Consider the following 26,127-nt stretch of genomic DNA (forward strand, 5'->3'; position numbering starts at 1 on the left):
CTAAGCTGGCCTAACCGCCAAACCCGAGATTCTCAAAGGTGGCGTAGTATACGCCGCTCAGCCCAAGTGCTCAAGTCCCGAACAGATAAAGATCCCGAATGATCGGGCAAAAAGCCGCCACCTGGCGCGAATTTTCCCGCTATCAGAGCCATCCCCGCTCAGCAAAGGAGACATATTCGCCATGACCTATCACCAGATGATCGAGCAGGCGGATGTCGAGAAGCTGACAGGCTTCGCTGACTTTATGGGTCACCTGGCGGTCAGCCCGGCTCGGTTCCGCCATGCCCGACGGATGGTTATGCGCCAGAATCAGCGCGGCGGCGTTGAGCTTCAGCGCCTCCCGGACGATCTCGCGTGGGTGCACTTCCACACTGTTAATCGACCCCGAGAACATTTTTTGTGCCCGCAGCACCCGGTGCTGATTATCCAGAAAGAGGGCCATAAAGATCTCGCGCTCCTGATGGGCTAATAAACTTTGCAGATACTGGCGGGTGATCTGGGGATTTTCCATCACGCTTTCGCGCGCCAGCTTGCTGGCGAAGAAACGCTTCGCCAGTTCGGCAATCGCGTGCAGCTGGGCCAGTTTGGCATCACCAACGCCTTTTATGTTACTGAAAGCCGCCTTGCCCGATGTCATCAGCTGATAAAGCGAGCCAAACTCCTGCAGCATCTGTCCGGCCAGCTCAATGACGTTCTGCCCCGGCGAGCCGGTGCGGAGAAAAATGGCCAGCAGTTCGGTATCGCTGAGGGCATGCGCGCCCAGCTTCTGCAGTTTTTCCCGTGGTCCACTGTTTTTCATGTCTGCTCTCCCTGAGATCAACCCCAGCATGACCCAGCCATGCCCGGGGTGCCATCAGCGCAGCCACAATCTTCGGGGCGGCTCGCAAACGCAGTCCGTGAAAAGGCGCATCCGCACTTTTGTGATAAAGTCCGTGCATTCGCCGCCCCGTGCGGCAGAGAGCTTAGTGAGGCCAACATCATGATGGGATTAGCCGGCAAAAAAATTCTTCTTGGCGTAAGCGGCGGCATTGCTGCTTATAAAACTCCGGAGCTGGTGCGCCGCCTGCGCGATCGCGGTGCCGATGTCCGCGTCATGATGACGCAGGGCGCGAAGGCGTTTATTACGCCGCTCAGCCTGCAGGCCGTCTCCGGCTATCCGGTGTTTGACGATCTGCTCGACCCGGCGGCGGAAGCCGCGATGGGTCACATTGAGCTGGCAAAGTGGGCCGACCTGATTGTACTGGCACCGGCGACGGCTGATCTGATAGCCCGTATTACCGCCGGTATGGCAAACGATCTGGTGACCACCGCCGTGTTAGCGACCGCCTCGCCCGTGGCTGTGGTACCCGCCATGAATCAGCAGATGTATCGCGCGGCGGTGACGCAGCACAACCTGGAGCAGTTACAGGCGCGTGGCGTGCTGATCTGGGGGCCGGACAGCGGCAGCCAGGCCTGCGGCGATGTCGGCCCCGGCCGGATGCTCGATCCGCTGGCGATTGTGGACCATGCGGTCACATGGGCCACCCCCGTCAACGATCTGCAACATCTCAACATTATGATTACCGCCGGTCCGACCCGTGAGGCGCTGGACCCGGTGCGCTACATCACCAACCACAGCTCCGGAAAAATGGGGTTTGCGATTGCCGCCGCCGCCGCCCGACGCGGCGCAACGGTCACGCTGGTCAGCGGTCCGGTCACGTTGTCTGCCCCTGCCGGCGTACGGCGCATAGATGTCACCAGTGCGCTGGAGATGCAGGCCGCCGTGATGGGTGAGATAGATAAACAACATATTTTCATTGCAAGCGCAGCCGTGGCAGACTACCGGGCAGCCGATATTGCGGCCGATAAAATCAAGAAACAGGGCGGCGATGATACCGTCACGCTGAACCTGATAAAGAATCCCGACATTGTTGCCGGCGTCGCCGCACTTCAGGAAAACCGGCCATTCGTCGTTGGATTTGCTGCTGAAACACAGAATGTGGAAGAATACGCCCGGCAAAAACGGGTGCGCAAGAATCTGGATCTGATCTGCGCTAACAACGTCGCTCAAACCGGACAGGGGTTTAATAGCGACACCAATGCTCTTCACCTTTTTTGGCAGGATGGAGAAAAGCGCTTACCGCTCAGCGATAAGTCTCTCCTTGGCCAACAATTAATAGACGAGATTGTCAGCCGTTATGATGAAAAAAATAGACGTTAAAATCCTCGATGCGCGCGTCGGCAAAGAATTTCCGCTGCCGACCTACGCCACGTCAGGTTCCGCTGGGTTAGATTTACGCGCCTGTATTGATGATGTTCTCGACATCGCACCGGGCACCACGACGCTGGTTCCGACCGGTCTGGCGATTCATATTGCCGATCCCGATCTGGCTGCGGTCATCCTGCCGCGCTCCGGCCTTGGCCATAAGCATGGCATCGTGCTGGGCAACCTGGTCGGTCTGATTGACTCCGACTATCAGGGGCAGCTGATGGTTTCCGTCTGGAACCGCGGTCAGGAAAGCTTCTCACTGCAGCCTGGCGACCGCATGGCGCAACTGGTCTTCGTTCCGGTAGTGCAGGCGCAATTTAATCTGGTAGAAGAGTTTGACGCCAGCCTGCGCGGCGAAGGCGGCTTCGGCCACTCAGGCCGCCAGTAACCCGTATTACCGACTTTCACTTACGCCCGTTATTTTTCCTCATCGCCATGAGACGCGTTCTTGTGGCAGATGCGTAGGTGTTGCCTGTTTCAGGTGAATTTCAGGGGTTTTTAAGGTCATGGCAGAAAAAAAAGTCGTGAAGCGAAATCGTCGTGAAGAGATTTTGCAGGCGCTGGCGCAGATGCTGCAGTCCGGTGATGGCAGTCAGCGTATTACCACAGCCAAACTGGCAGCCAACGTGGGCGTATCCGAAGCGGCGCTCTATCGTCACTTTCCCAGTAAAACACGGATGTTCGACAGTCTGATCGAGTTTATCGAAGACAGTCTCATTACCCGCATCAATCTGATCCTCAAAGATGAAAAAGAGACCATGACGCGCCTGCGTCTGATCGTGCAATTGATTCTGGGTTTTGGTGAGCGTAATCCGGGACTGACGCGCATTCTGACCGGTCATGCGCTGATGTTTGAGCAGGACCGGCTGCAGGGACGTATCAACCAGCTGTTTGAGCGGATTGAAGTGCAGCTGCGACAGGTCATGCGTGAGCGTAAAATGCGTGAGGGTGAAACCTTTCAGGCTGATGAAGCACTGCTGGCGAGTCAGCTGCTGGCCTTCTGTGAAGGCTTACTGTCGCGCTATGTCCGCTCGGAGTTTCGCTTCAGTCCTACCGCAGACTTCGATAGCCGCTGGCCACTTATCGCGGCCCAGCTGGTCTGAACAAAGGCGGGCATTACGCCCGCCCGGGTTAAATCCCGTACGCCTGCTGATAGGCACGCACCTGAGCCAGGTGATCGGCCATCTCCGGCTTCTCTTCCAGCCACGTAATCAGGTCTGCCAGCGTAATAATCGCCGTCACCTTACAGCCATAATCACGTTCCACTTCCTGAATGGCTGACATGTCACCACGGCCACGCTCCTGACGATCAAGCGAAACCAGCACGCCCGCCAGCGTAGCGTTGTGCGCGCCAATGATATCCATCGACTCACGAATCGCCGTACCTGCGGTGATCACGTCATCAACCAGCATCACTTTGCCCTGCAGCGGGCTGCCCACCAGCAGGCCGCCTTCGCCGTGATCTTTGGCTTCTTTGCGGTTGAAGCAGTAAGGCACGTCGCGGTCATGATGATCCGCCAGCGCCACCGCGGTAGTGGTCGCAATCGGAATACCTTTGTAGGCCGGGCCAAAGAGCAGATCGAAATCGACAGCGCCATCCACCAGCGCCTGCGCGTAGAAGCGTCCCAGCAGCGCTAAATCCCGTCCGCTGTTAAACAGACCGGCGTTAAAGAAATAGGGACTTTTACGTCCGGACTTTAAAGTGAACTCACCGAACTTCAGCACCTGTTTGTTCAGGGCGAATTCAATAAACTGACGCTGCCAGGCTTTCATTTCTCACTCCTCAAATAAAGAAAAGGCGACTCTGTGGTCGCCTGTTACATCAACTGTTCAGTGCCGCTTTCTGCGCCTGAATTAACTCCTCAATTCCGCCGCGTGCCAGCGCCAGTAGTGCCAGCAGCTCTTCATGGCTGAACGGCTCGCCTTCGGCGGTGCCCTGAACCTCAATCATGCGGCCATCTTCCATCATCACGACGTTCATGTCGGTTTCTGCGGCTGAATCTTCCACATACTCCAGATCGCACAGCGCTTCGCCCGCCACGATCCCTACGGAAATAGCGGCGACCATGCCTTTCATCGGATTGGCTTTCAGCTTGCCGCTGGCGACCAGTTTGTTCAGCGCGTCGGCCAGCGCCACACAGGCACCGGTGATGGACGCGGTGCGGGTGCCGCCATCGGCCTGGATCACGTCACAGTCGAGTGTAATCGTGAATTCTCCCAGCGCTTTCAGATCGACGGCGGCGCGCAGTGAGCGGGCAATCAGACGCTGAATTTCCAGCGTGCGACCACCCTGCTTGCCTTTTGCGGCCTCACGCGCCATGCGGCTGTGGGTCGAACGCGGCAGCATGCCATATTCAGCTGTTATCCAGCCCTGGCCCTGCCCTTTAAGGAAACGCGGAACCCCTTCGTCTACGGAGGCAGTGCAAAGCACTTTCGTTTCGCCGAACTCCACCAGAACGGAACCCTCTGCGTGTTTGGTGTAATTGCGGGTCAATGTGACTGGACGCACCTGCTGTGCGCGACGGCCTGCTGGACGCATGGGTTATCTCCGGCTTGCTAATGATTGGCTGCGCATTATACGGACTTCCATGCCCGCTGTCTCTTGCGCTGGTCGGGCGCAGGCTCCAGATGAAATTCCGCGCCAGCTGTGGCTAAATGCGCGTTCCTTTCACTCTGATTAAAAAGACATATGGCCGCCATTCTTCATTTCCTGCTGGCGCTGGTGGTGATTTTCGCCCTTGCGCTGCTGGTCAGTCATGACCGTAAACAGATTCGCCTGCGCTTTATTATTCAACTGATTGTGGTGGAAGCCGCGCTGGGTTGGTTCTTCCTTCACTCTGCCGGAGGGCTGGCGCTGGTCAGTTCGTTCGCCGGCTTCTTTGAGACATTGCTGGGCTTCGCTGCACAGGGCACGGAGTTCGTGTTTGGCGGCATGAGCAAACAGGGGCTGGCCTTTATTTTCCTCGGCGTGCTCTGCCCGATTGTCTTTATTTCCGCGCTGATCGGCATATTGCAGCACTGGCGTATCCTGCCGCTGCTGATCCGTATTTTCGGGACGCTGCTGTCGAAAATTAACGGCATGGGTAAGCTGGAATCGTTCAATGCCGTCAGCACGCTGATTCTCGGTCAGTCGGAAAACTTTATCGCCTACAAAGGGATCCTCGGTGATATCCCGCCGCGCCGGATGTACACCATGGCGGCGACCGCAATGTCTACCGTGTCGCTGTCGATTGTCGGCGCCTACATGTCGATGATCGAAGCAAAGTATGTGGTTGCCGCACTGCTGCTTAACATGTTCAGCACCTTTATTATCCTGTCGATCATCAACCCGATGAAACAGCAGGATGAGCAGCCTATAGCCCTGGAAAAACTGCATGAAGAGCAAAGTTTCTTCGAGATGCTCGGCGAGTACATCCTGGCGGGTTTCAAAGTGGCCATGATCATCCTGGCCATGCTGATTGGCTTTATCGCCCTGATTGCCGCCGTTAACGCGCTGTTCGCGGCGCTGTTCGGGTACAGCTTCCAGCAGCTGCTCGGCTATCTGTTCTATCCGCTGGCCTGGCTGATTGGCATTCCCAAAGCCGATGCCCTGCAGGCGGCCAGCATTATGGCAACCAAGCTGGTGGCAAATGAGTTTGTGGCGATGATCGAGCTGCAGAAGGTAGCGGCAGGTATGAGCGCACGCGGACTGGGGATTCTGTCGGTCTTCCTGGTCTCCTTCGCTAACTTCGCCTCAATCGGCATCGTGGCGGGAGCAATAAAAGGCCTGAACGAGACGCAGGGTAATGTGGTGTCCCGCTTTGGCTGGAAGCTGGTTTACGGCTCTACGCTGGTCAGCCTCCTTTCTGCGGCTTTTGCCGGTCTGTTTATCTGATGATGCAGGGGCGGTGGCTCTGCCGCCCCTTCCCCCTAGAACCCGACACAGACGGGCGCATCCACCCGCATGACCGACTCCTGATGAAAGCGTTTTTTATAGAGGCTGCGTAGCGCCTCAATATCATGGTTGATGGTGGGATCGATGCCGTGTATCAGCAGCAGCGCTTTACTGTTCTCTCTTGCCAGCTTCCCGTTTTCCCCCAGCCACTGACCTTTTGCGTCATAGACCGACAGGCCCGCTTTGAAGCGTGGCGTGACCTCATTGTCCACGAAGTTCATCCAGTCGAGTGAGCTGACCGTACCGCCATCGGGCTTGCTCAGTCCAAACCACAAGGTGGTCTGCATCATCATGTCGCCACCCGCGCAGATCGGTTGCGGTTTAGTGGGTGCCGGATGGCGAGTCTGGCAACCTGACAGCAGCAGCGCCAGCATAACGGGAAGAGCAATCACGCGAGACATCGATCAGTAATCCTCACACAGGGGGTCAGTGGTCATCATAAGTGGCTGTCACTGAAGGCGTAAAGCGTTCGTTATTGCCCTGTGAGACGCTTATGCCTGTTATGCCGTGGCTCGCCTCGCTATACTTCACCCATCTTTCCGTAAAAGAGTGCCACTTATGATCCGCAGTATGACCGCTTATGCCCGCAGCGAAGCCAAAGGCGAATGGGGCAGCGCCGCCTGGGAGCTGCGTTCCGTGAACCAGCGTTATCTGGAAACCTACATTCGCCTGCCGGAACAGTTTCGCGGGCTGGAGCCGGTTATCCGCGAGCGCATTCGCCAGCGTCTGACGCGCGGGAAAATCGAGTGCAACCTGCGTTATGACGCCGATCCCAGCGCACAGGGCGAGCTGATGCTGAACGAAACGCTGGCAAAACAGCTGGTTCAGGCCGCTAACTGGGTCAAAATGCAGAGCGATGAAGGTGCGATTAATCCGCTGGATATTCTGCGCTGGCCTGGCGTGATGTCTGCCCAGGAGCAGGATCTGGATGCCATCAACACGCAGTTATTGCAGGCGCTGGACAATGCGCTGGATAACTTCGTTGCGGCTCGCGAAAGCGAAGGCACCGCGCTGAAAGCGATGATTGAACAGCGTCTGGAAGGCGTTTCACAGGAAGTCAGTAAGGTTCGCGCACAGATGCCTGAAGTGATCAAATGGCAGCGCGAGCGCCTCGTCGCTAAGCTGGAAGATGCGGAAGTCCAGCTGGAAAATAATCGCCTTGAGCAGGAGCTGGTGATGATGGCGCAGCGTGTTGACGTCGCTGAAGAGCTGGATCGTCTGGATGCGCACGTTAAAGAGACTTACAACATCCTGAAAAAGAAAGAGGCCGTGGGCCGTCGTCTCGATTTCATGATGCAGGAGTTTAATCGCGAATCAAACACGCTGGCGTCAAAATCGATTAACGCCGATATCACCGCTTCAGCCATTGAGCTGAAAGTGCTGATCGAGCAGATGCGTGAGCAGATTCAGAATATCGAATAATTTCCACTCCCATCCATGAATATCCATAAGCCCATGTTAAATGGGCTTTTAAATAGGTCCTGAGTTCCGGTTAATTCAGCAGGAAAAACCGAATCAAAATGAAAAGTGAGACACACACCACTTCACTTTCTCAATTATGCCGTTTAACATTGCAGGGATCGGTTCTATCTTTAGAGTGGTAGCTTTATGAACTGAACTGTAATAAACAAGGGTTCAGTTTTTACAGATGTATCGATTCTGAAAGTTTTAATTATATTAAAATAGAGTACGAAATATTGATATCACAAGGAGGTTATCATGTCAGTATTAACGTTGCCTGCTACGATCTATCAAACAAAGCATAAGTTTAACGATTATAGTACTGATGATATGAAGTGTGGTGATCTTACTGAGAAGCAACTCAGAGGCGATTTGGGTCTGGATGATGTTTCTGAAGTGGTTGATCCCTGGACTGGAAAAGAAGTATCAATCTTCAACTCATTCCGGGATACCCGTCAAAAATCCAGAGCAGAAATGGCTGAACTTCTTTTCAATGAGTTTCTTCGTGTTTCTATGCCTGCATATTATCTTGGACAGCACCAAATATTCAACAATCTCGTAAAGCATCTTTATCACGGCAATGGAAAAAGCTATTCCAGCCCCTTTCTGGATAGGGCATATGAGAGTTTAATATTGAATGATAAATCCTCTTCATCTTCACCTCTTTCAATTATCCAGTCAATCCTGGATAAGTTTGCCAATGATTCAAAAAATGGCTTATCTGATGATGCTAAAAATGCATTAACTGTGGGAATAAGTAAATCAAGACTTCCCAGATTCAACAGATGGGCTGATAGCTTTAATGGTTTAGGCATGTCAATACATGATATATATGCTACGAATATACAACTCACACAACTGGATATAACTGATAGTGGTTATGTAGCTAAAGTAACTTTTACAGGACAAGATCATTTTGGTCTCGACAAAACTGATATCACAAGTATGAAGTTTCATTATATAAGAGCATTTCGTATCTGGTTTGTACTTCAACGATGGGAAAAATTAGCCTACAAACCCTTTTTTACAAATATGAAAGCAGTATTAGAAATTAGTGGCCGGAGGAATCGATGAGAACCAGAAAAATTTTATTCTCCATATTTTTATTAATCGTACTTTCTTTTTTTTACTTAATGTTTTTTAGCTCTCCTAAAATTATCGCTATTCACGGCTCGGGTGTTAACAGAGAACTGTTAGCTGAAAACATCCCTTTCACTGATAGTAATAAAATAAAATGGTGGGATAACAATGGTGTTAAAACCATCTCTTCGCCTGAAACTTACAATGTTTCAATCTGGAACTTTAACGGTAAGTATCAAAAGCTTGCCCCTAAGAACTCTGGCTTATTTCCAGATCATGATATTGATTACTTGTTTTGCTTCGATGACATGAAGACAAAAGAAAATTGTATAGACAAATCAAACTGGCTCATGGACATTACTAAAACTAAGGATGGCTACACTTACTATCGTTTTGATGGTGAATCTTACTATCGAAAACCTTCTGGTGAACTCATCAAGGGTGAACGATTTACGACCACCATTAGAGCCTTAAGATGACCAGATAGTCACTGCAAAAAATGGAGGGGTTAATTGAGGAGTGAAACTTTAACTATCCATATAAAATCAAATTAAGTAATTGAAAATTAAGGATATTTAAATATTAATCAACGTTCAGATTCTTAATGTCACGTAAGCCTTTATTCGATGGAAAGTGAGTAAGCGTCAGCGATGGCAGCTTACTCACTTTTTGTACAAGGTGGGCTGAGATGTAGTGGCATACAGAAGGATCGTGCTGCTTAAGTGCCGCGGGATTTCGTAAAGATAGATAAATAATCATTTCCGGACTGTTCCTGAACGGTCATTTGTCACGTTTTTCCTTTCAGAACCACATTTTCTAATGCACTGAATTAAAGAGACTTTTCCATAAAATCCTCTTCTGAACACCCTCAATGCGCTCGCTCCATGAAACTGGTCAATCCTGTGGAGTCAGTAGTTTCCCTTTCTTTGAAGGCACTTTTTGATAAAGTGCTGGTCGAAATCAGTACAGCTGTAGCGCCTGGAGACTTTATGGAAGTGTTCTTTATGCGATGCATCCATTTATCTCATGAAGGTTTTAATGAAAAACACCGGAAAATTTAGCAGCTCGCTGCTGCATCCGCGTTATTGGTTTACCTGGTTTGGTCTTAGTGTGCTGTGGCTCATCGTCCAGCTTCCCTACCCTCTTCTTATGCGTCTGGGTGCCGGTGCAGGCAGGATCTCCCGTCATTTCCTGCAGCGTCGCGAGCGCATCACTCGCCGGAATATTGAACTCTGCTTTCCGGGCATCAGTGAAGAAAAAACAGAGGCGATGATCGCCGGCAATTTTGCCTCACTGGGCATGGCACTGGCAGAAACCGGTATAGCCTGGTTCTGGTCGGATCGTGCCGTAAGGCGTCTGTTTAATGTCACCGGGATGGCAAATCTTCATGCGGCGCAGAACGAAAAGCGTGGTGTGATGCTGATTGGCGTGCACTTTATGTCGCTGGAACTGGGCGGTCGCATCAGCGGTCTCTGCCAGCCGATGATGGCGATGTATCGCCCGCATAACAATCAGGCAATGGAGTATGTACAGACCCGGGGTCGGATGCGCTCAAACAAAGCGATGATCGACCGTCGCGACCTGCGCGGTATGGTGCATGCGCTTAAACAGGGTGAATCAGTCTGGTTTGCACCGGATCAGGATTACGGCCCTAAAGGCAGCACCTTTGCACCACTGTTTGCGGTAGAAAAAGCCGCCACCACCAACGGGACGTTTGTCCTGTCGCGTCTGGCGAAGCCAGCGATGGTGCCGATTATGCTGATCCGTAATCCCGATAATTATGGCTACCACCTGATCATTGAACCGATGCTGGAAAATTACCCGCATACGGATGAGGCAGCGGCCGCGGCTTATATGAATAAAGTCATTGAGAATCAGATCCTGCGTGCGCCTGAGCAGTATCTCTGGCTGCATCGTCGCTTCAAAACCCGGCCACCGGGTGAAGCATCGCTCTACGTCTGAGTTAACGGATAAAGCAGGCCACGCGCCTGCTTTATTTTTTCAGCCTCTCCTTCCTGCAGTCTGACTTTCGCGCCTTCTTCCGTTTGCCTGCCGGGCTTTGCTTAACACATTCCTGCCATACCTGCTGTCCGGCCTCACGCGGCGAGTGGGCAGACTGGTATCAGATCGTTAATTCAGCAATCATAAACACCCTTATTACCTCAAGGCCGGACCTTCATATGGATATCAACGATAAACAGCAGTGGCAGCGTCCGCTGATTGATGACCGCCTCACCCCCTATATTGAAGTGGATGCAGCGCGACTGGAGCAGAACCTGCAGCAGATGCAGCAAAAAGCACAGGCGGCAGGCGTTGCACTTCGCCCTCATATCAAAACGCATAAAAGCGTCTGGATTGCTCAGCAGCAGCTTGCGCTCGGCGCACAGGGCGTCACCGTTTCTAAACCCAGCGAAGGCATCACCTTCATTCAGGGTGGCATTCGCGATCTGCTGTTAGCCTATCCGGTGGTGCAACCACAGAGCGTGGCAGAATTACTGCGTCTCGCCGTGCAGCACCAGGCGAAAGTCACACTGATTGCGGACAGACTGCAGGGTGTGGAGGCGATAGCTGCGGCCTGGCAGCAGCAACCGCAATGCGAACTGGCGGTGGCGATTAAAGTTGATGTCGGTTTACACCGGATTGGCGTCAATCCTGAGAGCGATGCAGCTGTGGAGATAGCGCAGGCGTTGCGGGACAAAGGGTTACGTTTTGCCGGACTGGTGTCGCATGCCGGTCACGCTTATGGTGCCGGTCATGTCGCGGCCATCGCTGAGATTGCCCGACAGGAAATGGCCCTGATGCAGCGACTGCAGTTAAAGTTGCAGGCTGCCGGGTTTGGCGACTGCCCTGTTTCTGTCGGCTCAACCCCGACCGCGCTGGCGGCAGATATTGCGCCCGGCACCAGGGAAATCCGGCCCGGCAATTATGCCCTGCTGGACCTGACCGCCTGCCGTCTCGGTTTAAGCCACGTCGATCAGCTGGCAATGAGCGTGATTACCCGTGTGGTCGCGGTGAACGATCACTTTGTGATTGTGGATGCAGGATCAAAAATGCTGAGTTCGGATAAAGGGCCGCACGGCACCAATGCCAGCGGCTTTGGCATTGCCGTGGATGAAGCAGGTCAGACCTATGAGGTTACAAAACTATCGGAAGAACATGGGTTCCTGCTTTATCAGCATCATCGCCCTGAAGTCGGCACGCTGCTGCGCATTTTCCCCAATCACAGTTGCGCCGTAATGGCCCAGTCAGATGGCTTTGTTCTGCGTCACGCCACCGGCCAGAGTGAAGACCAGGCGGTGTCTGCGCGTGGTAACTTTATCTGAAGCCGTTGCAGACAGCGCCTTACGCTGTCTGCGCCCTGTACGAAACCCTGCCAGCACCACACTTCTGTCGTTACAACGTTTTAACATACCGGTGGCCGTGCTTTAATGCTTTTTTGCTTCTCCCCCGGAGGTTATATGCTCTCCTCGCGCACGCTGAGCCTGACGATTCCGCGCCACTGGTTAGATCTCTATGAAACCATCTGGAAGCCCGAATTTTTTCCTAAGTGGGCTTCCGGCCTGACGCACAGCGCGTTAGAACCTGATGGCAATCGCTGGCGTGCTAAAGGCCCGCAGGGAAATGTGAAGCTCCGTTTCTCGCCCCATAATCCGTTTGGTGTGATGGATCACTGGATTGATAGCGGCTCTGGCAGAGAGATCTACGTGCCTATGCGCGTGATAGCGAATGAACAGGGCGCCGAAGTGATGGTGACGGTCTATCGCCAGCCATTTACCTCTGATGAGAAATTTAAGCAGGATATTGAATGGGTTAGCAACGATCTGGAAAAACTCAATCATTTGCTGACTCAGTAAATCAATAACTTAGCGCGATTTCTTTCTGTAGTTATGGCTGGCCGGTAATGAAAAAAAACAGAAAAATTTGCGCGGATAAAGCATAAAGCACTTATCTGATTGGTGACCGCGCCTTCACCATTAGTAACAACCCTGCTTAAGCTTCCCTTCCAGGAAAATTCCTGGAAAAACCCTGTCAGAAGCAGGGATTCCCCGGGATTTCAGGGCTTTTAATACCTCCTGCATGTTTTGATTGTTTCCTGCACACATTAATCCTTAATCGGCGTTTATTATGCCACCACTGAGGATTTAATATTTATCATGCACAAAGTGAAACCATTTATTTCTGCGGCCCCGTTATCAGACTTTTCTTATGGTGTTAAATTAAATAAAACAATGTATAAATCATTTCACACACAGCAATACCCATAATGATAAAGCAGTAAAAAGTCATGGACCGCTCAGCGAATCTTTAAATGAAAGCGTTGAGTTTGCCGCAAGGATGCTGGCAGGAGAATATAAAACAACAACAGGATTTATTCGTGATCTGGCGGAATTCTTTGTGATAGCAGGGAATTCCGCCATGACACGAAACAGGGACTTTACCAGGGATACTTTCCAGGATTATTTAAAGCAGCACATAATAACAGGGCAAGCCTGATAAATTTTTCCAGGACTCCGCTCAGAAAGAATTGCACTCATTAACGGTGTCACAGCAATCATCTCTTGCCGTTGCACAAAGACAACATTCTCACAGAGTCGCCGGACTCTAACGAGTATATTATGGCAATACGCGAAAGCAGTCTTAATAGCGCAAAATGGTCTCTGCTCTCTTCCATTAAAATTATTGGCATCGGCGTTCTGCAGCTTTCGTTGCTGGCGCAGATTCTGCAGGCAAACGAACTTAACCTGCTGGCGATCGCCGTGATTGCTCTGCTGGCTATCGATACGCTGGCCGATCGGGGCTTCTCAAACTCACTGATCCGCCGCTGCATGCTCTCGATTAATGATCTGTCCATCCTTTACTGGGGGAATGTCCTGGTGGGTGTGGCAATATTTGGCCTGCTCTTTTCTGGCAGCCATCTGCTCAGTAACCTGTTTGATCAGCCCGAGCTGGCATTAATGCTGCAGATGGTCTCCGTGGTCTTTATTATTATTCCACAGGGCCAGCATTATCGTGCGATATTACAGCGCGAAAAACAGTACACCCGTATCGCCTTTGCGGAAACATCGTCAGTACTGGCCGGACTGGGCGTGACCTTATTTACCGTCTGGCTGACACCTTCCGTATTATGTGCAATCTGGGGTTATCTGGCGATGGCGTCTATTCGCATGCTGATTTACTGCTACTACGGTCGTTCATGGTTCCAGCCAGAATATCGTTTTAGCCTGAATGCCTTTGCTAAAATTCGTGCAAGAAACAAATAATATAATAAGTCTGTAAGGTGGGCTCTGAGCATCCGAAACGATGCGTTGGCGTGCTGTTAACCAGCACGCCTTTCTTTTTTATTGCGCCGGATATCTTTTCCCTCTGACCGGTTATTTCCTCTATCCTCACCTCTGCTTATTCCTTCCTGTCCGGATGAATCTTCGCCGGGTAGCGAAAAAGCCTTTGCGGTCACGACGTCCCCCGTTCTGCGTAAGCGCAATCCGGACAGAAACATGCCCCGGATCTCTGCGCCTTCATCTCAGATTTTCTCATGCGTTCAGCTCAGTCCGCTCGTCAGAGAGCCTTTATATGCTGACGCCATCGCTGGCTGGTATAAACTGCGCTCATCCCGGACGCCGCTCGCCAGAAAATCTCAGTCGCTGGCGCTAAGGTAATGCCGTAGCCTTGTCGCCGTCTCACTGGAGCCTGCTATGTTACTGACTGTTCTCTACATCATTGGTATTACCGCCGAAGCCATGACCGGCGCGCTGGCGGCCGGTCGCCGCAAAATGGATCTGTTCGGCGTCATTATTATCGCCTCGGTGACCGCCATAGGCGGCGGGTCAGTGCGCGATATTCTGCTCGGTCACTATCCGCTGGGATGGGTAAAGCACCCTGAATACATCATGATCGTTGCGGCAGCAGCGGTGGTGACGACATTCGTGGCTCCCCTGATGACACACCTGCGCAAAGTGTTTCTGGTGCTGGATGCGCTGGGCCTGGTGGTCTTCTCCATCATTGGCGCACAGGTTGCGCTGGATTCCGGACATGCCATGATTATTGCCGCCATCAGCGCGGTGATTACGGGTGTCTTCGGCGGCGTATTGCGCGACATGTTCTGCAATCGCATTCCGCTGGTGTTTCAGAAAGAGCTCTACGCCGGTATCGCCTTCGCCTCGGGCTGGATGTATATCCTGCTGCTGAAAACAACCCTGGCGCATGAAGCCGTCATCATCATTACTCTGCTGTTCGGATTCTTTGCGCGCTTACTGGCGCTGCGCTTCCGTCTCGGTTTGCCCATTTTCAACTATCCCCATCCCGAGCATTGAGGAAGCGGGGATGTTCTGCTGCTGCAGGAACGCGATCACGGCCTGCAGCCGGGCATCATGAAACTGCGCAACGAGGCGCCGGGCCAGTGCTGCGCCCACACCCGGCAGGGTCTGCCAGGCCATCACATCCCGCTGCGTTAAGCTTTCCCACTGCCTGTCGGGCAGCGTGTTCAGCGCCTTGCGTGGCAGTGAAACGCCGGACGCCGCCACCCAGCGGCGAAGCGGCTGCTGGCGGGTGAGATTAAAGCGGTGCCAGATCGCCTTTGCCCGTTCCGGAGAGAGGCCTGTTGCGGCGGCGATCTGTTCCGGTGTTAACGTCAGCCAGCCAAAGAGGTGCGTCATTGCGCCGCTTTCCAGTAAGCGCAGCCAGGTGCTGCGCTCTACGCCCGGAATATTCAGCACCGCTTTCTGGCTGAGCCAGCGTAATTTTGCCAGCAGCTGTTTCTGACATGCGGCACTGAAGGTGAAACAGCTCAGCGGCGTGTAGCGCGCCGCATCGGGAGGCTGAGGGTAGTGCCGTTCTGCCACGCGCCAGATCACCCGCTCCAGCCGGGGAATACCCTGGCCCGCCAGGCTCAGCGTAATCAGATCGCCTGCAACGATGTCCATCTCCTGCCAGCGACGCAGCGATCCGACGCTGACCCGTCTGACGGTCTTATCATCCAGCTGAACCGGCTGCAGATTGAGAACCGCCGCGATTTTACCGGTCCGGCCGATGGGGAAATCGACCGAGAGCACTTCCGCGCTCACTTCAGGAGGATCATATTTCCAGGCAACGGCCCAGCTCCCCTCGCCCGGCAGCCAGTTTTTACCCGCAGGTCGCCGGGCCTGATGTACCACCACACCGTCAGTCACAAAAGGCAGCGCAGCATGGAACCAGCGCGTTCGCCAGGCGGCGACATCCTCTTCGTCGTTTACCCGGTGACTCCATTTTTCCGCCACACCCAGTCCCCAGCGGCTGAGTTGCTGCAGGCGTTCCGTCATTGCGGCGGGACCATCGGGCCAGGCCCAGATAAAGATATTGAGCGACTTCCGCAGCGGAGCCCGCGTTTTGCTCATCATGGCACCCGCCACCTGCGCGCGCGCATTCCTGCCGCCATCCGTTGCCTGCTGATGACCGGTCATCGACAGGAAGAGCTCACCCTGCAGCACCACCTCGTCAAGGCGGGTGTCGATATGCTGTGGGATCGCCGGAATCTCAGCGGCTTTACTCAGCCACTCTTCACCGCGTAAGCCATCGCCGCGACTCAACAGGGAAACCAGCCGGCCCTGGCGATAAACCAGCGAAACAGCAATGCCATCGACTTTCGGCTGTACCCAGAGATCGTGCCGTCCCTGCATCCAGTAGGCCAGAGCCAGCTTGTCCCGCAGCTTTTTCACGCCGGTATGCGCAACCGGATGCAGATGCTCTCCCTTGTTCGGCAGTTGCGGTGTATAAGCAGGCTGCGAAGGACTGAAGCAGTGCTGCCAGTGATTCAGGCGCTGCTGCAGCGCATCGTAATCGCTGTCCGCCACCGGGCTCTGCCCCTGCTGATAGTAGGCCTCGTCCCAGTGTTGCAGCTGCTGCTGCAGGCGAGCGATCTCTTTCTCCGCCCGGATGGGGGTCCAGACCGGACACAGGGCGCTGTGCGCCGGACAGAGGACGAACCCCAGCGCCACCCCAAACAGCCTCCAGCCAACTCCTTTCATCTTCTCTCTCCTGAGGTTTTGTGGCATTCAACCTCAGGCCATCAGCACCAGCCAGCGACGATGTACAATGATGGAAGAGAGGCTGTCGTCATCTGCCCGCTATTGCAGCGGCACGACAGGTCATTGCGTCAGAATGCGCAAAAACTGGTTATTGCCGCTGCGCAAACGCTGCGTGGCAACCGGAAGCTGTGTATACTGTGCAGGAAATCGACTCCGCTTTTAATCAATTCAAGAAAACCATGGCTCAAGGCACGCTCTATATTGTTTCTGCTCCCAGCGGCGCAGGTAAATCCAGCCTGATTCAGGCACTGTTAAAGACCCAGCCGTTGTATGACACGCAGGTCTCTGTTTCGCACACGACGCGCGGTATGCGTCCGGGTGAAACCCATGGCGAACACTACTTCTTTGTTGAAAAACATGAATTTGAGCGGATGATTGAGGAAGAAGCTTTTCTCGAACACGCCAAAGTTTTCGACAATTACTACGGCACCTCACGTCAGGCAATTGAGCAGGTGCTGGCGACCGGCGTAGATGTTTTTCTCGATATCGACTGGCAGGGCGCGCAGCAGATTCGCGCGAAAATACCCGGCGCACGCAGCATCTTCGTTTTGCCGCCGTCGAAAGAAGAGCTCGATCGCCGTCTGCGCGGTCGTGGCCAGGACAGCGAAGAGGTCATTACGCGCCGCATGGCGCAGGCCGTCGCGGAAATGAGCCACTACGCCGAATATGACTATTTAATTGTGAATGATGATTTCGATCTGGCGCTGTCCGATCTGAAAACCATCATTCGCGCAGAACGTCTGCGCATGGCACGTCAGAAGGCGCGTCACGATGCTTTAATCAGCAAACTGTTGGCAGTCTGAATACAGTTTCAGTATGATGCGCAGTCATTTCTTCATCTGTGGAGTAGCACACCTATGGCACGCGTAACCGTTCAGGACGCAGTAGAAAAAGTTGGTAATCGTTTTGACCTGGTGTTGGTCGCTGCACGTCGTGCACGTCAGATGCAGGTTGGCGGTAAAGATCCGCTGGTTCCGGAAGAGAACGACAAACCTACCGTTATCGCTCTGCGCGAAATCGAAGAAGGTCTGGTCACCAATCAGATTTTAGATGTGCGTGATCGTCAGGAACAGCAAGAGCAGGAAGCCGCTGAGTTACAGGCCGTTACCGCTATCGCTGAAGGTCGTCGTTAACAGCCACCTGCAGGTCGCCCTTGTATCTGTTTGAGAGCCTCAATCAACTGATTGAAAAATACTTGCCAGAGGAGCAGATCAAGCGCCTCCAGCAAGCCTACCTTGTCGCACGTGATGCCCACGAGGGACAGACACGCTCCAGCGGTGAGCCTTATATCACCCATCCGGTTGCCGTGGCCTGTATTCTGGCGGAAATGAAGCTCGACCATGAGACCCTCATGGCCGCGCTGCTGCATGACGTCATCGAAGATACGCCTGCCACTTACCAGGACATGGAACAGCTGTTCGGTAAAAGCGTGGCGGAACTGGTCGAAGGCGTTTCCAAGCTGGATAAGCTGAAATTCCGCGACAAGAAAGAGGCGCAGGCAGAGAACTTCCGCAAGATGATTATGGCGATGGTGCAGGATATCCGCGTCATTCTCATCAAGCTGGCTGACCGCACCCACAATATGCGCACCCTGGGGTCATTACGCCCGGACAAACGTCGCCGCATCGCGCTGGAGACGTTAGAGATTTACAGTCCGCTGGCGCACCGCCTGGGTATTCACCATCTGAAAACGGAGCTGGAAGAGCTCGGTTTTGAGGCCCTCTATCCGAACCGCTATCGGGTGATTAAAGAGGTGGTGAAAGCCGCGCGCGGTAACCGTAAAGAGATGATCCAGAAGATTCTTTCTGAGATCGATGGCCGTTTGCAGGAAGCGGGCATCCCCTGCCGCGTCAGCGGTCGTGAAAAGCATCTTTACTCGATCTACCGCAAAATGACGCTGAAAGAGCAGCGTTTTCACTCGATTATGGATATCTACGCCTTTCGCGTCATCGTGAAAGACCTGGATACCTGCTATCGCGTTCTGGGCCAGATGCACAGCCTCTATAAGCCGCGTCCGGGTCGCGTGAAAGATTACATCGCCATTCCCAAAGCTAACGGCTATCAGTCGCTCCATACCTCCATGATTGGCCCGCACGGCGTGCCAGTTGAAGTGCAGATTCGCACCGAGGATATGGATCAGATGGCGGAGATGGGGGTCGCTGCACACTGGGCCTACAAACAGGCGGGCGAAAGTGGCACCACCGCACAGATTCGCGCCCAGCGCTGGCTGCAAAGCCTGCTGGAGCTGCAACAGAGTGCGGGCAGCTCATTTGAATTTATTGAGAGCGTGAAGTCCGATCTCTTTCCTGATGAGATCTATGTCTTTACGCCTGAGGGCCGCATTGTGGAACTGCCCACCGGCGCGACACCGGTGGACTTCGCCTATGCGGTTCACACCGATATTGGTCATGCCTGCGTCGGCGCGCGCGTCGATCGCCAGCCTTATCCGCTGTCGCAGCCGCTGACCAGCGGGCAGACAATTGAGATCATTACCGCCCCAGGTGCCCGGCCTAACGCCGCCTGGCTTAACTTCGTCGTCAGCTCCAAAGCCCGTGCCAAAATCCGTCAGCTGCTGAAGAATCTTAAGCGCGAAGACTCGGTCAATCTGGGTCGCCGCCTGCTCAGCCATGCGCTGGGCGGCAGCCGTAAACTGGCTGAAATCCCGGCTGAGAATATCCGCCAGGAGCTGGATCGCATGAAGCTGACCTCGCTCGACGATCTGCTGGCCGAGATCGGTCTGGGCAACGCGATGAGCGTGGTGGTGGCGAAGAACCTGCTGCAGGCTGACAACAAGACGATCAGCAACAGCAAACGCGGTAAGCTGCCGATCAAGGGCGCTGATGGCGTATTGATTACCTTCGCCAAATGCTGCCGCCCTATTCCTGGTGACCCGATTGTGGCCCATGTCAGCCCCGGAAAAGGGCTGGTGGTGCATCACGAATCCTGCCGGAATATTCGCGGCTATCAGAAAGAGCCTGAAAAATTCATGCCGGTCGAGTGGGACAAAGTCACTGAGCAGGAGTTCGTGGCGGAGATCAAGGTCGACATGTTTAACCATCAGGGCGCGCTGGCTAACCTGACGGCGGCGATTAATACCGCCGGCTCGAATATTCAGAGCCTGAATACCGAAGAGCGCGATGGCCGCGTTTACAGCGCCTTTATCCGCCTGACCGCGCGTGACCGCGTCCATCTGGCCAACATCATGCGGAAAATCCGCGTGATGCCGGATGTGATTAAAGTCCACCGTAACCGTAATTAGTGCATGAACGATCAACGTTTTGCCCGGATTCAGGCGATGTTGGCACTGCGCCAGCACGATCTCACGGTCTGTATGGAGCAGGTGCATAAGCCGCACAATGTTTCCGCAGTGATCCGCACAGCCGACGCCGTGGGCATCCACGAAGTGCATGCGGTCTGGCCCAGCCAGCGGATGCGCACGCAGGCTTCTGCCTCTGCCGGCAGCAACAGCTGGGTGAAAGTGGTCACCCATCCCACCATCGGCGATGCCGTAAAACAGCTTAAACAGCAGAAGATGCAGGTTTTAGCGACCCATCTCTCTGCGGATGCCGTTGATTTCCGCGAGATCGATTACACCCTGCCGACCTGCATCCTGATGGGACAGGAAAAAACCGGGATTACCGAAGAAGCACTGGCGCTGGCCGATCGGCAGATCGTTATTCCGATGGTGGGGATGGTTCAGTCGCTGAATGTCTCGGTCGCCTGCGCGCTGATCCTGTACGAAGCACAGCGACAGCGGCAGAATGCGGGGCTCTATCTGCGCGACTACAGCCTGCTGGACGAAGAGGAACAGCAGCGCCTGCTATTCGAAGGCGGATTCCCGGTGCTGGCACGCGTCGCCAGACAGAAAGGGTTGCCCTATCCGCGCATCAACGCTCAGGGTGAAGTCGACGCCGATCCCAGCTGGTGGGCGACGATGCAATCGACCGGTAAAAAACGATGAAAGGCCGTCTGCTGGATGCCATCCCGCTCAGTACCCTGACCGGCGTCGGTGCCAGCCAGGCAGCAAAGCTGGCCAGAATAGGCCTGCACACCATCCAGGATCTTCTGCTTCATCTCCCGCTGCGCTACGAAGACCGCACTCAGCTCTATGCCATTAATGATCTGCTGCCTGGCATCTGGGCCACTGTTGAAGGCGAAGTACTGCACACGGATATCACCTTTGGTCGCCGCCGGATGATGGTCTGCCAGATCAGCGATGGCAGCGGCGTGCTGACCATGCGCTTCTTCAATTTCAATGCCGGTATGAAGAACAACCTGTCGCCGGGTCGTCACGTTACCGCCTATGGTGAAATCAAGCGCGGCCAGCGTGGTGCTGAGATTATCCATCCTGAATATCGCATCCAGGGCGAACAGAGCAGTGTAACGCTGGAAGAGACCTTAACGCCGGTTTATCCCACCACCGAAGGTATCCGCCAGGCCACGCTGCGTAATCTGACCGATCAGGCGCTGACGCTGCTGGAGAGCTGCCCGATAGCCGAACTGCTGCCGCAGGAGCTGAGCGGCGGTCTGATCAGCCTGCCCGATGCCTTACGCACGCTGCATCGTCCACCGCCCGACCTCCGGCTCAGCGAACTGGAGAGTGGCCGCCATCCGGCCCAGCGCCGTCTGATTCTGGAAGAGTTGCTGGCGCACAATCTGAGTATGCTGGCGGTGCGCGCCGGTGCGCAGCGCTATTACGCGTTGCCCATGCCGCCGCGCCATAACCTGAGTGACCAGCTGCTGGCCGCGCTGCCCTTCTCGCCCACCCAGGCGCAGAAAAGGGTAGTGGCGGAGATAGAAAACGATCTGGCGAATGACTTTCCGATGATGCGGCTGGTGCAGGGTGATGTTGGCTCAGGCAAGACGCTGGTGGCTGCGCTCGCGGCGCTGAACGTGATCGCCCACGGTAAACAGGTGGCGCTGATGGCGCCGACCGAACTACTGGCTGAACAGCACGCCAGTAACTTCCGTCAGTGGTTTGCACCGCTGGGAATTGAAGTCGGCTGGCTGGCAGGAAAACAGAAAGGCAAAGCGCGTCAGGCGCAGCAGGAAGCGATCGCCAGCGGTCAGGTGGCGATGGTCGTCGGCACCCATGCTCTGTTTCAGGAACAGGTGCAGTTTAAGGGACTGGCGCTGGTCATCATTGATGAACAGCATCGGTTCGGCGTCCACCAGCGCCTCGCGCTGTGGGAAAAAGGTGAGGAGCAGGGTTTCCATCCGCATCAGCTGATCATGACCGCCACCCCCATTCCGCGCACCCTGGCGATGACCGCCTATGCCGATCTGGATACCTCAACCATCGACGAGCTGCCGCCGGGACGCACACCGGTGACCACCGTGGCCATTCCCGACTCCCGACGGGATGAGCTCGTCGCACGGGTGGAACACGCCTGCCGCGAAGGGCGTCAGGCCTACTGGGTCTGCACCCTGATTGAAGAGTCAGAATTACTGGAGGCGCAGGCGGCAGAGGCGAGCTGGGAAGCCCTTAAAACGGCGCTGCCTGGGTTGAACATTGGCCTGGTGCATGGCCGGATGAAACCCGCCGAGAAACAGGCGGTGATGCAGGCGTTTAAAGCGAACGAGCTGCAACTGCTGGTGGCGACCACCGTGATTGAAGTCGGGGTAGACGTGCCTAACGCCAGCCTGATGATTATTGAGAATCCGGAACGGTTAGGCCTGGCACAGCTGCATCAGCTGCGGGGCCGGGTCGGTCGCGGTGCGGTGGCTTCACACTGTGTGCTGCTCTACAAAGCGCCGCTCAGCAAGACGGCGCAGAAGCGTTTGCAGGTGCTGCGAGACAGCAACGATGGCTTCGTCATTGCCCAGTTCGATCTGGAGATACGCGGGCCAGGTGAACTGCTGGGCACCCGCCAGACCGGTAACGCCGAGTTTAAAGTGGCCGACCTGCTGCGCGATCAGGCGATGGTGCCCGAAGTTCAGCGTGTGGCGCGTCACATCCACCAGCACTATCCCGAACAGGCCAGCGCCCTGATTGAACGCTGGCTGCCGGAAAATACCCGTTATACCAACGTCTGAGTCACGCCCCTGCCCGTACCCACTTTTCACCTCAGACGGGCAAACGATTGCTTTTGGCCTGCGGATGATTACAATCGCCACACACTTTTTCGGGAAGAGCAGAAGATGTCCACCAATCCGCAGCCAGACCAGCCCCCCGCCCTGCAAAGCGAACTGATTTACCGCCTCGACGATCGTCCTCCCCTTCCGCAGACGCTGTTTGCTGCCGCTCAGCATCTGCTGGCCATGTTTGTTGCCGTCATCACGCCCGCGATACTGATCTGTCAGGCTCTGGGCCTGCCCGCAGAAGACACCCGGCACATTATCAGCATGTCGCTGTTTGCCTCGGGCGTGGCATCACTGCTGCAGATCAAAACCTGGGGGCCGGTCGGTTCGGGCCTGCTGTCGATTCAGGGAACCAGCTTCAACTTCGTCACCCCCTTAATCATGGGGGGGATGGCGCTGAAAAACGGCGGTGCGGATGTTCCCACCATGATGGCGGCCCTGTTTGGTACGCTGATGGTGGCCTCCTGTACTGAAATGGTGCTGTCCCGCGTCCTGCACCTGGCACGCCGGATCATTACCCCGCTGGTGTCCGGTATCGTGGTCATGATTATCGGCCTGTCGCTGATTCAGGTGGGACTCACCTCTATCGGCGGGGGATTCGGTGCGATTAACGATCACACCTTTGGCGCGCCGAAAAACCTGATGCTGGCCGGCGCGGTGCTGCTGGTGATCGTGCTGCTTAACCGGCAGAAAAACCCTTACCTGCGTGTCGCCTCCCTGGTGATTGCGATGGCGGTCGGCTATCTGCTGGCCTGGGCCATGGGCATGCTGCCTGCCTCAGGTCTCCCGACCGATCAGCCGCTGATCAGGGTGCCCAGCCCGCTCTATTACGGACTGGGCTTCGACTGGAACCTGCTCATCCCCCTGATGCTGGTGTTTATGGTGACCTCACTGGAGACCATCGGCGACATCACGGCCACCTCGGATGTATCAGAGCAGCCGGTGAGCGGCCCTCTCTATATGAAACGCCTGAAGGGCGGCGTGCTGGCGAATGGCCTGAACTCCTTTGTCTCTGCGCTGTTTAACACCTTCCCTAACTCCTGCTTCGGTCAGAATAACGGGGTGATTCAGTTAACCGGCGTGGCCAGCCGCTACGTGGGCTTTGTGGTGGCGCTGATGCTGATTGTGCTGGGGCTGTTCCCGGCGGTCAGTGGTCTGGTGCAGCTGATCCCTGAGCCGGTGCTTGGCGGTGCCACCATTGTGATGTTCGGCACCATTGCTGCGTCGGGCGTTCGCATCGTGTCACGCGAGCCGCTCAACCGCCGCGCCATCATGATTATCGCGCTGTCGCTGGCCGTGGGCCTGGGTGTTTCCCAGCAGCCACTGATCCTGCAGTTTGCCCCTGACTGGCTGAAAACCCTGCTCTCTTCGGGCATTGCCGCGGGCGGTATTACCGCTATCCTGCTCAACCTGATTTTCCCGCCAGAGAAGTAAGGCCACGGGCAGGCTTCGGCCTGCCTGCTATTTCTTCGTATTTACATCCAGGCTGTTGAGCTGTAACGGTAATTCAGGCATAACAACCTCTCACCGGATTGAACGCGGGAAGGATGCGATGAAATTTCTTGGAAAGTTTTTCCTCACCATACTGTTACTGCTGCTTTTCACCCTGGTGGTGATCTATGTGCTGCTGCAGACACAGTGGGGTGCAGGCTGGTTTAGCCGGTGGGTGAGCGACAAAACCGAATGGCATCTCTCCCTGAGTAAAATTGAACACAATTTCTCCTCGCCCTCTCACATCATTCTGGATGATTTCAGCTTTGGTCACGATGGGCAGCCGGCGGTGCTGGTAGCAAAGCGGGTCGATCTCGGTCTGGCCCTGATTCAGTTCAGCGATCCGCTGCATTTCAGCAGCCTTGAGCTGCGCGACGGGGAAGTGAATCTGGCTAATCTGACGCCAGACAGCGCGCTTCCGATTCAGGCTGACCGCCTGCAACTCAATAACATGCGTCTCGACAGCCCCGGCAGCGCGTTACCGCTGTTTGCTCAGCAGGTGAATGGCGGCATTCTGCCGTGGAAACCGACCGCCCGCGATATGCTGGGCAGCGATGCCCGCTTCCAGATGAGCGCCGGCAGCATGACGCTGAACAATGTGGCGGGCGAGAACGTACTGATTCAGGGAAGTGTTTCCCAGGGCCGGATGCGCTTTGACAACATCGGTGCCGATCTGGCGCGCGGCTCCATGACCGGTAACGGTGAACGGGATGCCCAGGGCAACTGGAAAATCAACCAGCTGCGACTGAACGATATCCGTCTGCAGACCGCCAGCAGTCTGAAAGACTTCCTGCACAGCCTGCAGGTGGTTCCCTCCATCGCGATTACGCGACTCGATCTGACCGATGCCCGTCTGCAGGGACCGGACTGGGCGGTAACCGACCTCGACCTGACGCTGAGAAACGTTAACTGGCAGGGAGACGACTGGCAGAGTAATGATGGTTCACTGGCGCTGAATGCCAGCAATTTTATCAACGGGGGTTTCGAGCTTAACGACCCTATCGTTAACCTGGATTTTTCTCCGCAGGGCATCGCACTGACGCAGTTCAGTTCACGCTGGGCGAACGGTGTGATTCGGGCTGACGGTGACTGGTCGCGCAGCGATAAACGCCTGACCCTGAAAAATCTGGCCGTTGCCGGACTGGAATATACCCTGCCGCAGGACTGGCGCGATCGCTGGCAGGCAACCCTGCCCGCGTGGCTGGAGAGTGTAGAGGTGACGCGTTTCATGTCGAACCGGAACCTGATTATCGATATCAATCCGGCCTTTCCTTTCCAGCTGACATCACTGGATGGCACGGGTGAGAATCTGCGACTGGCGCAGCAGCATCAGTGGGGGATCTGGTCGGGTAAGCTGAGCCTGAACGCGGCGGAGTCCACCTTTAACCGTACCGATCTGCGTCACCCATCCATTGCGCTGAGTGCTGACGCAGAGCAGATTCAGGTAACGGAGCTGAGCGCGTTCAGTAACAAGGGACTGCTCGAAGGAACGGCCAGCGTGGGCCAGCAATCCGCCCGTCCGCTGACGCTGCAGCTGACCGGCCGTGCGGTGCCGGTGAACGTATTGCAGAACTGGGGATGGCCCGCGCTGCCGCTAACGGGAGACAGCAATATGCAGCTGCAACTCAGCGGTGCGTTACGCGCTGATCAGCCACTGCGTCCGACGGTAAATGGCACACTGTCGGTGACAACCGACAGTCAGCAGCTGCAGCAGACCATGCAGGCCGGTGAGGTGCGATAATCGCATCAGGGCCGCGGGTGCGGCCCTGATG

The 26,127-nt window shown here is 55.1% G+C and carries 25 protein-coding genes; 20 read left to right on the plus strand and 5 right to left on the minus strand.

What is annotated here, in order from left to right:
- Nucleotides 1–142: 142 nt before the first annotated feature.
- Nucleotides 143–799 (minus strand): DNA repair protein RadC, encoded by a 657-nt coding sequence (gene radC / locus CKF42_RS08565; protein WP_009088110.1) that lies wholly within the window; start codon nt 797–799, stop codon nt 143–145.
- A gap of 180 nt (nt 800–979) precedes the next feature.
- Between radC and coaBC the strand changes: the two genes are divergently transcribed.
- The 3 genes from coaBC to slmA all read left to right on the plus strand — a co-directional run bounded on the left by coaBC (nt 980) and on the right by slmA (nt 3,351).
- Nucleotides 980–2,200, plus strand: a complete 1,221-nt coding sequence (gene coaBC / locus CKF42_RS08570; protein WP_033736105.1) for a bifunctional phosphopantothenoylcysteine decarboxylase/phosphopantothenate--cysteine ligase CoaBC — start codon at nt 980–982, stop codon at nt 2,198–2,200.
- A complete protein-coding gene (dut, locus tag CKF42_RS08575; RefSeq protein WP_146239925.1) occupies nt 2,178–2,636 on the plus strand; it encodes a dUTP diphosphatase in 459 nt (152 codons plus the stop codon). Before coaBC ends, dut begins: the two co-directional genes overlap by 23 nt.
- A gap of 118 nt (nt 2,637–2,754) precedes the next feature.
- Nucleotides 2,755–3,351, plus strand: coding sequence for a nucleoid occlusion factor SlmA (gene slmA / locus CKF42_RS08580; protein WP_111207982.1), 597 nt, complete (start codon nt 2,755–2,757; stop codon nt 3,349–3,351).
- A 28-nt stretch (nt 3,352–3,379) separates the two neighbouring features.
- On the opposite strand, the gene pyrE is transcribed toward slmA, so the two are convergent.
- Both pyrE and rph read right to left on the minus strand, forming a co-directional pair.
- A complete protein-coding gene (pyrE, locus tag CKF42_RS08585) occupies nt 3,380–4,021 on the minus strand; it encodes an orotate phosphoribosyltransferase (RefSeq protein ID WP_009088114.1) in 642 nt (213 codons plus the stop codon).
- A 49-nt stretch (nt 4,022–4,070) separates the two neighbouring features.
- Complete coding sequence (gene rph / locus CKF42_RS08590; RefSeq protein ID WP_009088115.1) at nt 4,071–4,787, minus strand: ribonuclease PH; 717 nt, start codon at nt 4,785–4,787, stop codon at nt 4,071–4,073.
- Nucleotides 4,788–4,937: 150 nt separating this feature from the next.
- Here rph and CKF42_RS08595 point away from each other — a divergent pair, with 150 nt between their 5' ends.
- The gene (locus tag CKF42_RS08595) at nt 4,938–6,122 is read left to right on the plus strand and encodes a NupC/NupG family nucleoside CNT transporter (RefSeq protein ID WP_046100862.1); all 1,185 of its coding nucleotides are present in this window, start codon (nt 4,938–4,940) and stop codon (nt 6,120–6,122) included.
- 35 nt (nt 6,123–6,157) lie between these two features.
- Here the strand turns inward: CKF42_RS08595 and CKF42_RS08600 are convergent, their stop codons facing one another.
- On the minus strand, nt 6,158–6,583 hold the full coding sequence (locus CKF42_RS08600) for a DUF3574 domain-containing protein (protein ID WP_111207983.1): 426 nt from the start codon (nt 6,581–6,583) through the stop codon (nt 6,158–6,160).
- 157 nt (nt 6,584–6,740) lie between these two features.
- Here CKF42_RS08600 and CKF42_RS08605 point away from each other — a divergent pair, with 157 nt between their 5' ends.
- From CKF42_RS08605 to CKF42_RS08640, 9 genes are all read left to right on the plus strand, one after another.
- The gene (locus tag CKF42_RS08605) at nt 6,741–7,604 is read left to right on the plus strand and encodes a YicC/YloC family endoribonuclease (RefSeq protein ID WP_009088118.1); all 864 of its coding nucleotides are present in this window, start codon (nt 6,741–6,743) and stop codon (nt 7,602–7,604) included.
- A 297-nt stretch (nt 7,605–7,901) separates the two neighbouring features.
- Nucleotides 7,902–8,717 carry a DUF3289 family protein gene (locus tag CKF42_RS08610; protein WP_111207984.1) on the plus strand — a complete coding sequence of 272 codons (816 nt, stop codon included), beginning with the start codon at nt 7,902–7,904 and terminating at the stop codon, nt 8,715–8,717.
- Nucleotides 8,714–9,202, plus strand: a complete 489-nt coding sequence (locus CKF42_RS08615) for a DUF943 family protein (RefSeq protein WP_111207985.1) — start codon at nt 8,714–8,716, stop codon at nt 9,200–9,202. Before CKF42_RS08610 ends, CKF42_RS08615 begins: the two co-directional genes overlap by 4 nt.
- 405 nt (nt 9,203–9,607) lie before the next feature.
- Complete coding sequence (locus CKF42_RS21175) at nt 9,608–9,784, plus strand: hypothetical protein (protein ID WP_158000249.1); 177 nt, start codon at nt 9,608–9,610, stop codon at nt 9,782–9,784.
- Nucleotides 9,762–10,685, plus strand: a complete 924-nt coding sequence (lpxP, locus tag CKF42_RS08620) for a kdo(2)-lipid IV(A) palmitoleoyltransferase (protein WP_046100868.1) — start codon at nt 9,762–9,764, stop codon at nt 10,683–10,685. The genes CKF42_RS21175 and lpxP overlap by 23 nt, the downstream gene beginning before the upstream one ends.
- A gap of 218 nt (nt 10,686–10,903) precedes the next feature.
- Nucleotides 10,904–12,046: an alanine racemase gene (locus CKF42_RS08625; protein WP_111207986.1), complete on the plus strand. Its 1,143-nt coding sequence runs from the start codon at nt 10,904–10,906 to the stop codon at nt 12,044–12,046.
- A 135-nt stretch (nt 12,047–12,181) separates the two neighbouring features.
- On the plus strand, nt 12,182–12,577 hold the full coding sequence (locus tag CKF42_RS08630) for a hypothetical protein (RefSeq protein ID WP_009088126.1): 396 nt from the start codon (nt 12,182–12,184) through the stop codon (nt 12,575–12,577).
- A gap of 762 nt (nt 12,578–13,339) precedes the next feature.
- Complete coding sequence (locus CKF42_RS08635) at nt 13,340–13,984, plus strand: oligosaccharide flippase family protein (RefSeq protein ID WP_111207998.1); 645 nt, start codon at nt 13,340–13,342, stop codon at nt 13,982–13,984.
- Nucleotides 13,985–14,416: 432 nt separating this feature from the next.
- Complete coding sequence (locus CKF42_RS08640; protein ID WP_009088129.1) at nt 14,417–15,034, plus strand: trimeric intracellular cation channel family protein; 618 nt, start codon at nt 14,417–14,419, stop codon at nt 15,032–15,034.
- On the opposite strand, the gene ligB is transcribed toward CKF42_RS08640, so the two are convergent.
- Nucleotides 14,972–16,723 carry an NAD-dependent DNA ligase LigB gene (gene ligB, locus CKF42_RS08645; RefSeq protein WP_111207987.1) on the minus strand — a complete coding sequence of 584 codons (1,752 nt, stop codon included), beginning with the start codon at nt 16,721–16,723 and terminating at the stop codon, nt 14,972–14,974. The genes CKF42_RS08640 and ligB overlap by 63 nt on opposite strands.
- Nucleotides 16,724–16,962: 239 nt before the next feature.
- Between ligB and gmk the strand changes: the two genes are divergently transcribed.
- The 7 genes from gmk to CKF42_RS08680 all read left to right on the plus strand — a co-directional run bounded on the left by gmk (nt 16,963) and on the right by CKF42_RS08680 (nt 26,096).
- Nucleotides 16,963–17,586 carry a guanylate kinase gene (gene gmk, locus CKF42_RS08650; RefSeq protein WP_111207988.1) on the plus strand — a complete coding sequence of 208 codons (624 nt, stop codon included), beginning with the start codon at nt 16,963–16,965 and terminating at the stop codon, nt 17,584–17,586.
- A gap of 54 nt (nt 17,587–17,640) precedes the next feature.
- Nucleotides 17,641–17,916 (plus strand): DNA-directed RNA polymerase subunit omega, encoded by a 276-nt coding sequence (rpoZ, locus tag CKF42_RS08655; protein ID WP_003851346.1) that lies wholly within the window; start codon nt 17,641–17,643, stop codon nt 17,914–17,916.
- A gap of 20 nt (nt 17,917–17,936) precedes the next feature.
- Entirely contained in the window at nt 17,937–20,042 is a 2,106-nt protein-coding gene (spoT, locus tag CKF42_RS08660) for a bifunctional GTP diphosphokinase/guanosine-3',5'-bis pyrophosphate 3'-pyrophosphohydrolase (protein WP_009088134.1), read from the plus strand.
- A 3-nt stretch (nt 20,043–20,045) separates the two neighbouring features.
- Nucleotides 20,046–20,744, plus strand: coding sequence for a tRNA (guanosine(18)-2'-O)-methyltransferase TrmH (trmH, locus tag CKF42_RS08665; protein WP_111207989.1), 699 nt, complete (start codon nt 20,046–20,048; stop codon nt 20,742–20,744).
- On the plus strand, nt 20,741–22,819 hold the full coding sequence (gene recG / locus CKF42_RS08670) for an ATP-dependent DNA helicase RecG (RefSeq protein WP_111207990.1): 2,079 nt from the start codon (nt 20,741–20,743) through the stop codon (nt 22,817–22,819). Before trmH ends, recG begins: the two co-directional genes overlap by 4 nt.
- A 105-nt stretch (nt 22,820–22,924) precedes the next feature.
- On the plus strand, nt 22,925–24,298 hold the full coding sequence (locus CKF42_RS08675; RefSeq protein WP_111207991.1) for a uracil-xanthine permease family protein: 1,374 nt from the start codon (nt 22,925–22,927) through the stop codon (nt 24,296–24,298).
- A 118-nt stretch (nt 24,299–24,416) separates the two neighbouring features.
- A complete protein-coding gene (locus tag CKF42_RS08680) occupies nt 24,417–26,096 on the plus strand; it encodes an AsmA family protein (RefSeq protein WP_111207992.1) in 1,680 nt (559 codons plus the stop codon).
- Nucleotides 26,097–26,127 lie beyond the last annotated feature (31 nt).

The sequence above is a fragment of the Pantoea sp. ARC270 genome (assembly GCF_003236725.1).
Lineage (GTDB): Bacteria > Pseudomonadota > Gammaproteobacteria > Enterobacterales > Enterobacteriaceae > Pantoea > Pantoea anthophila.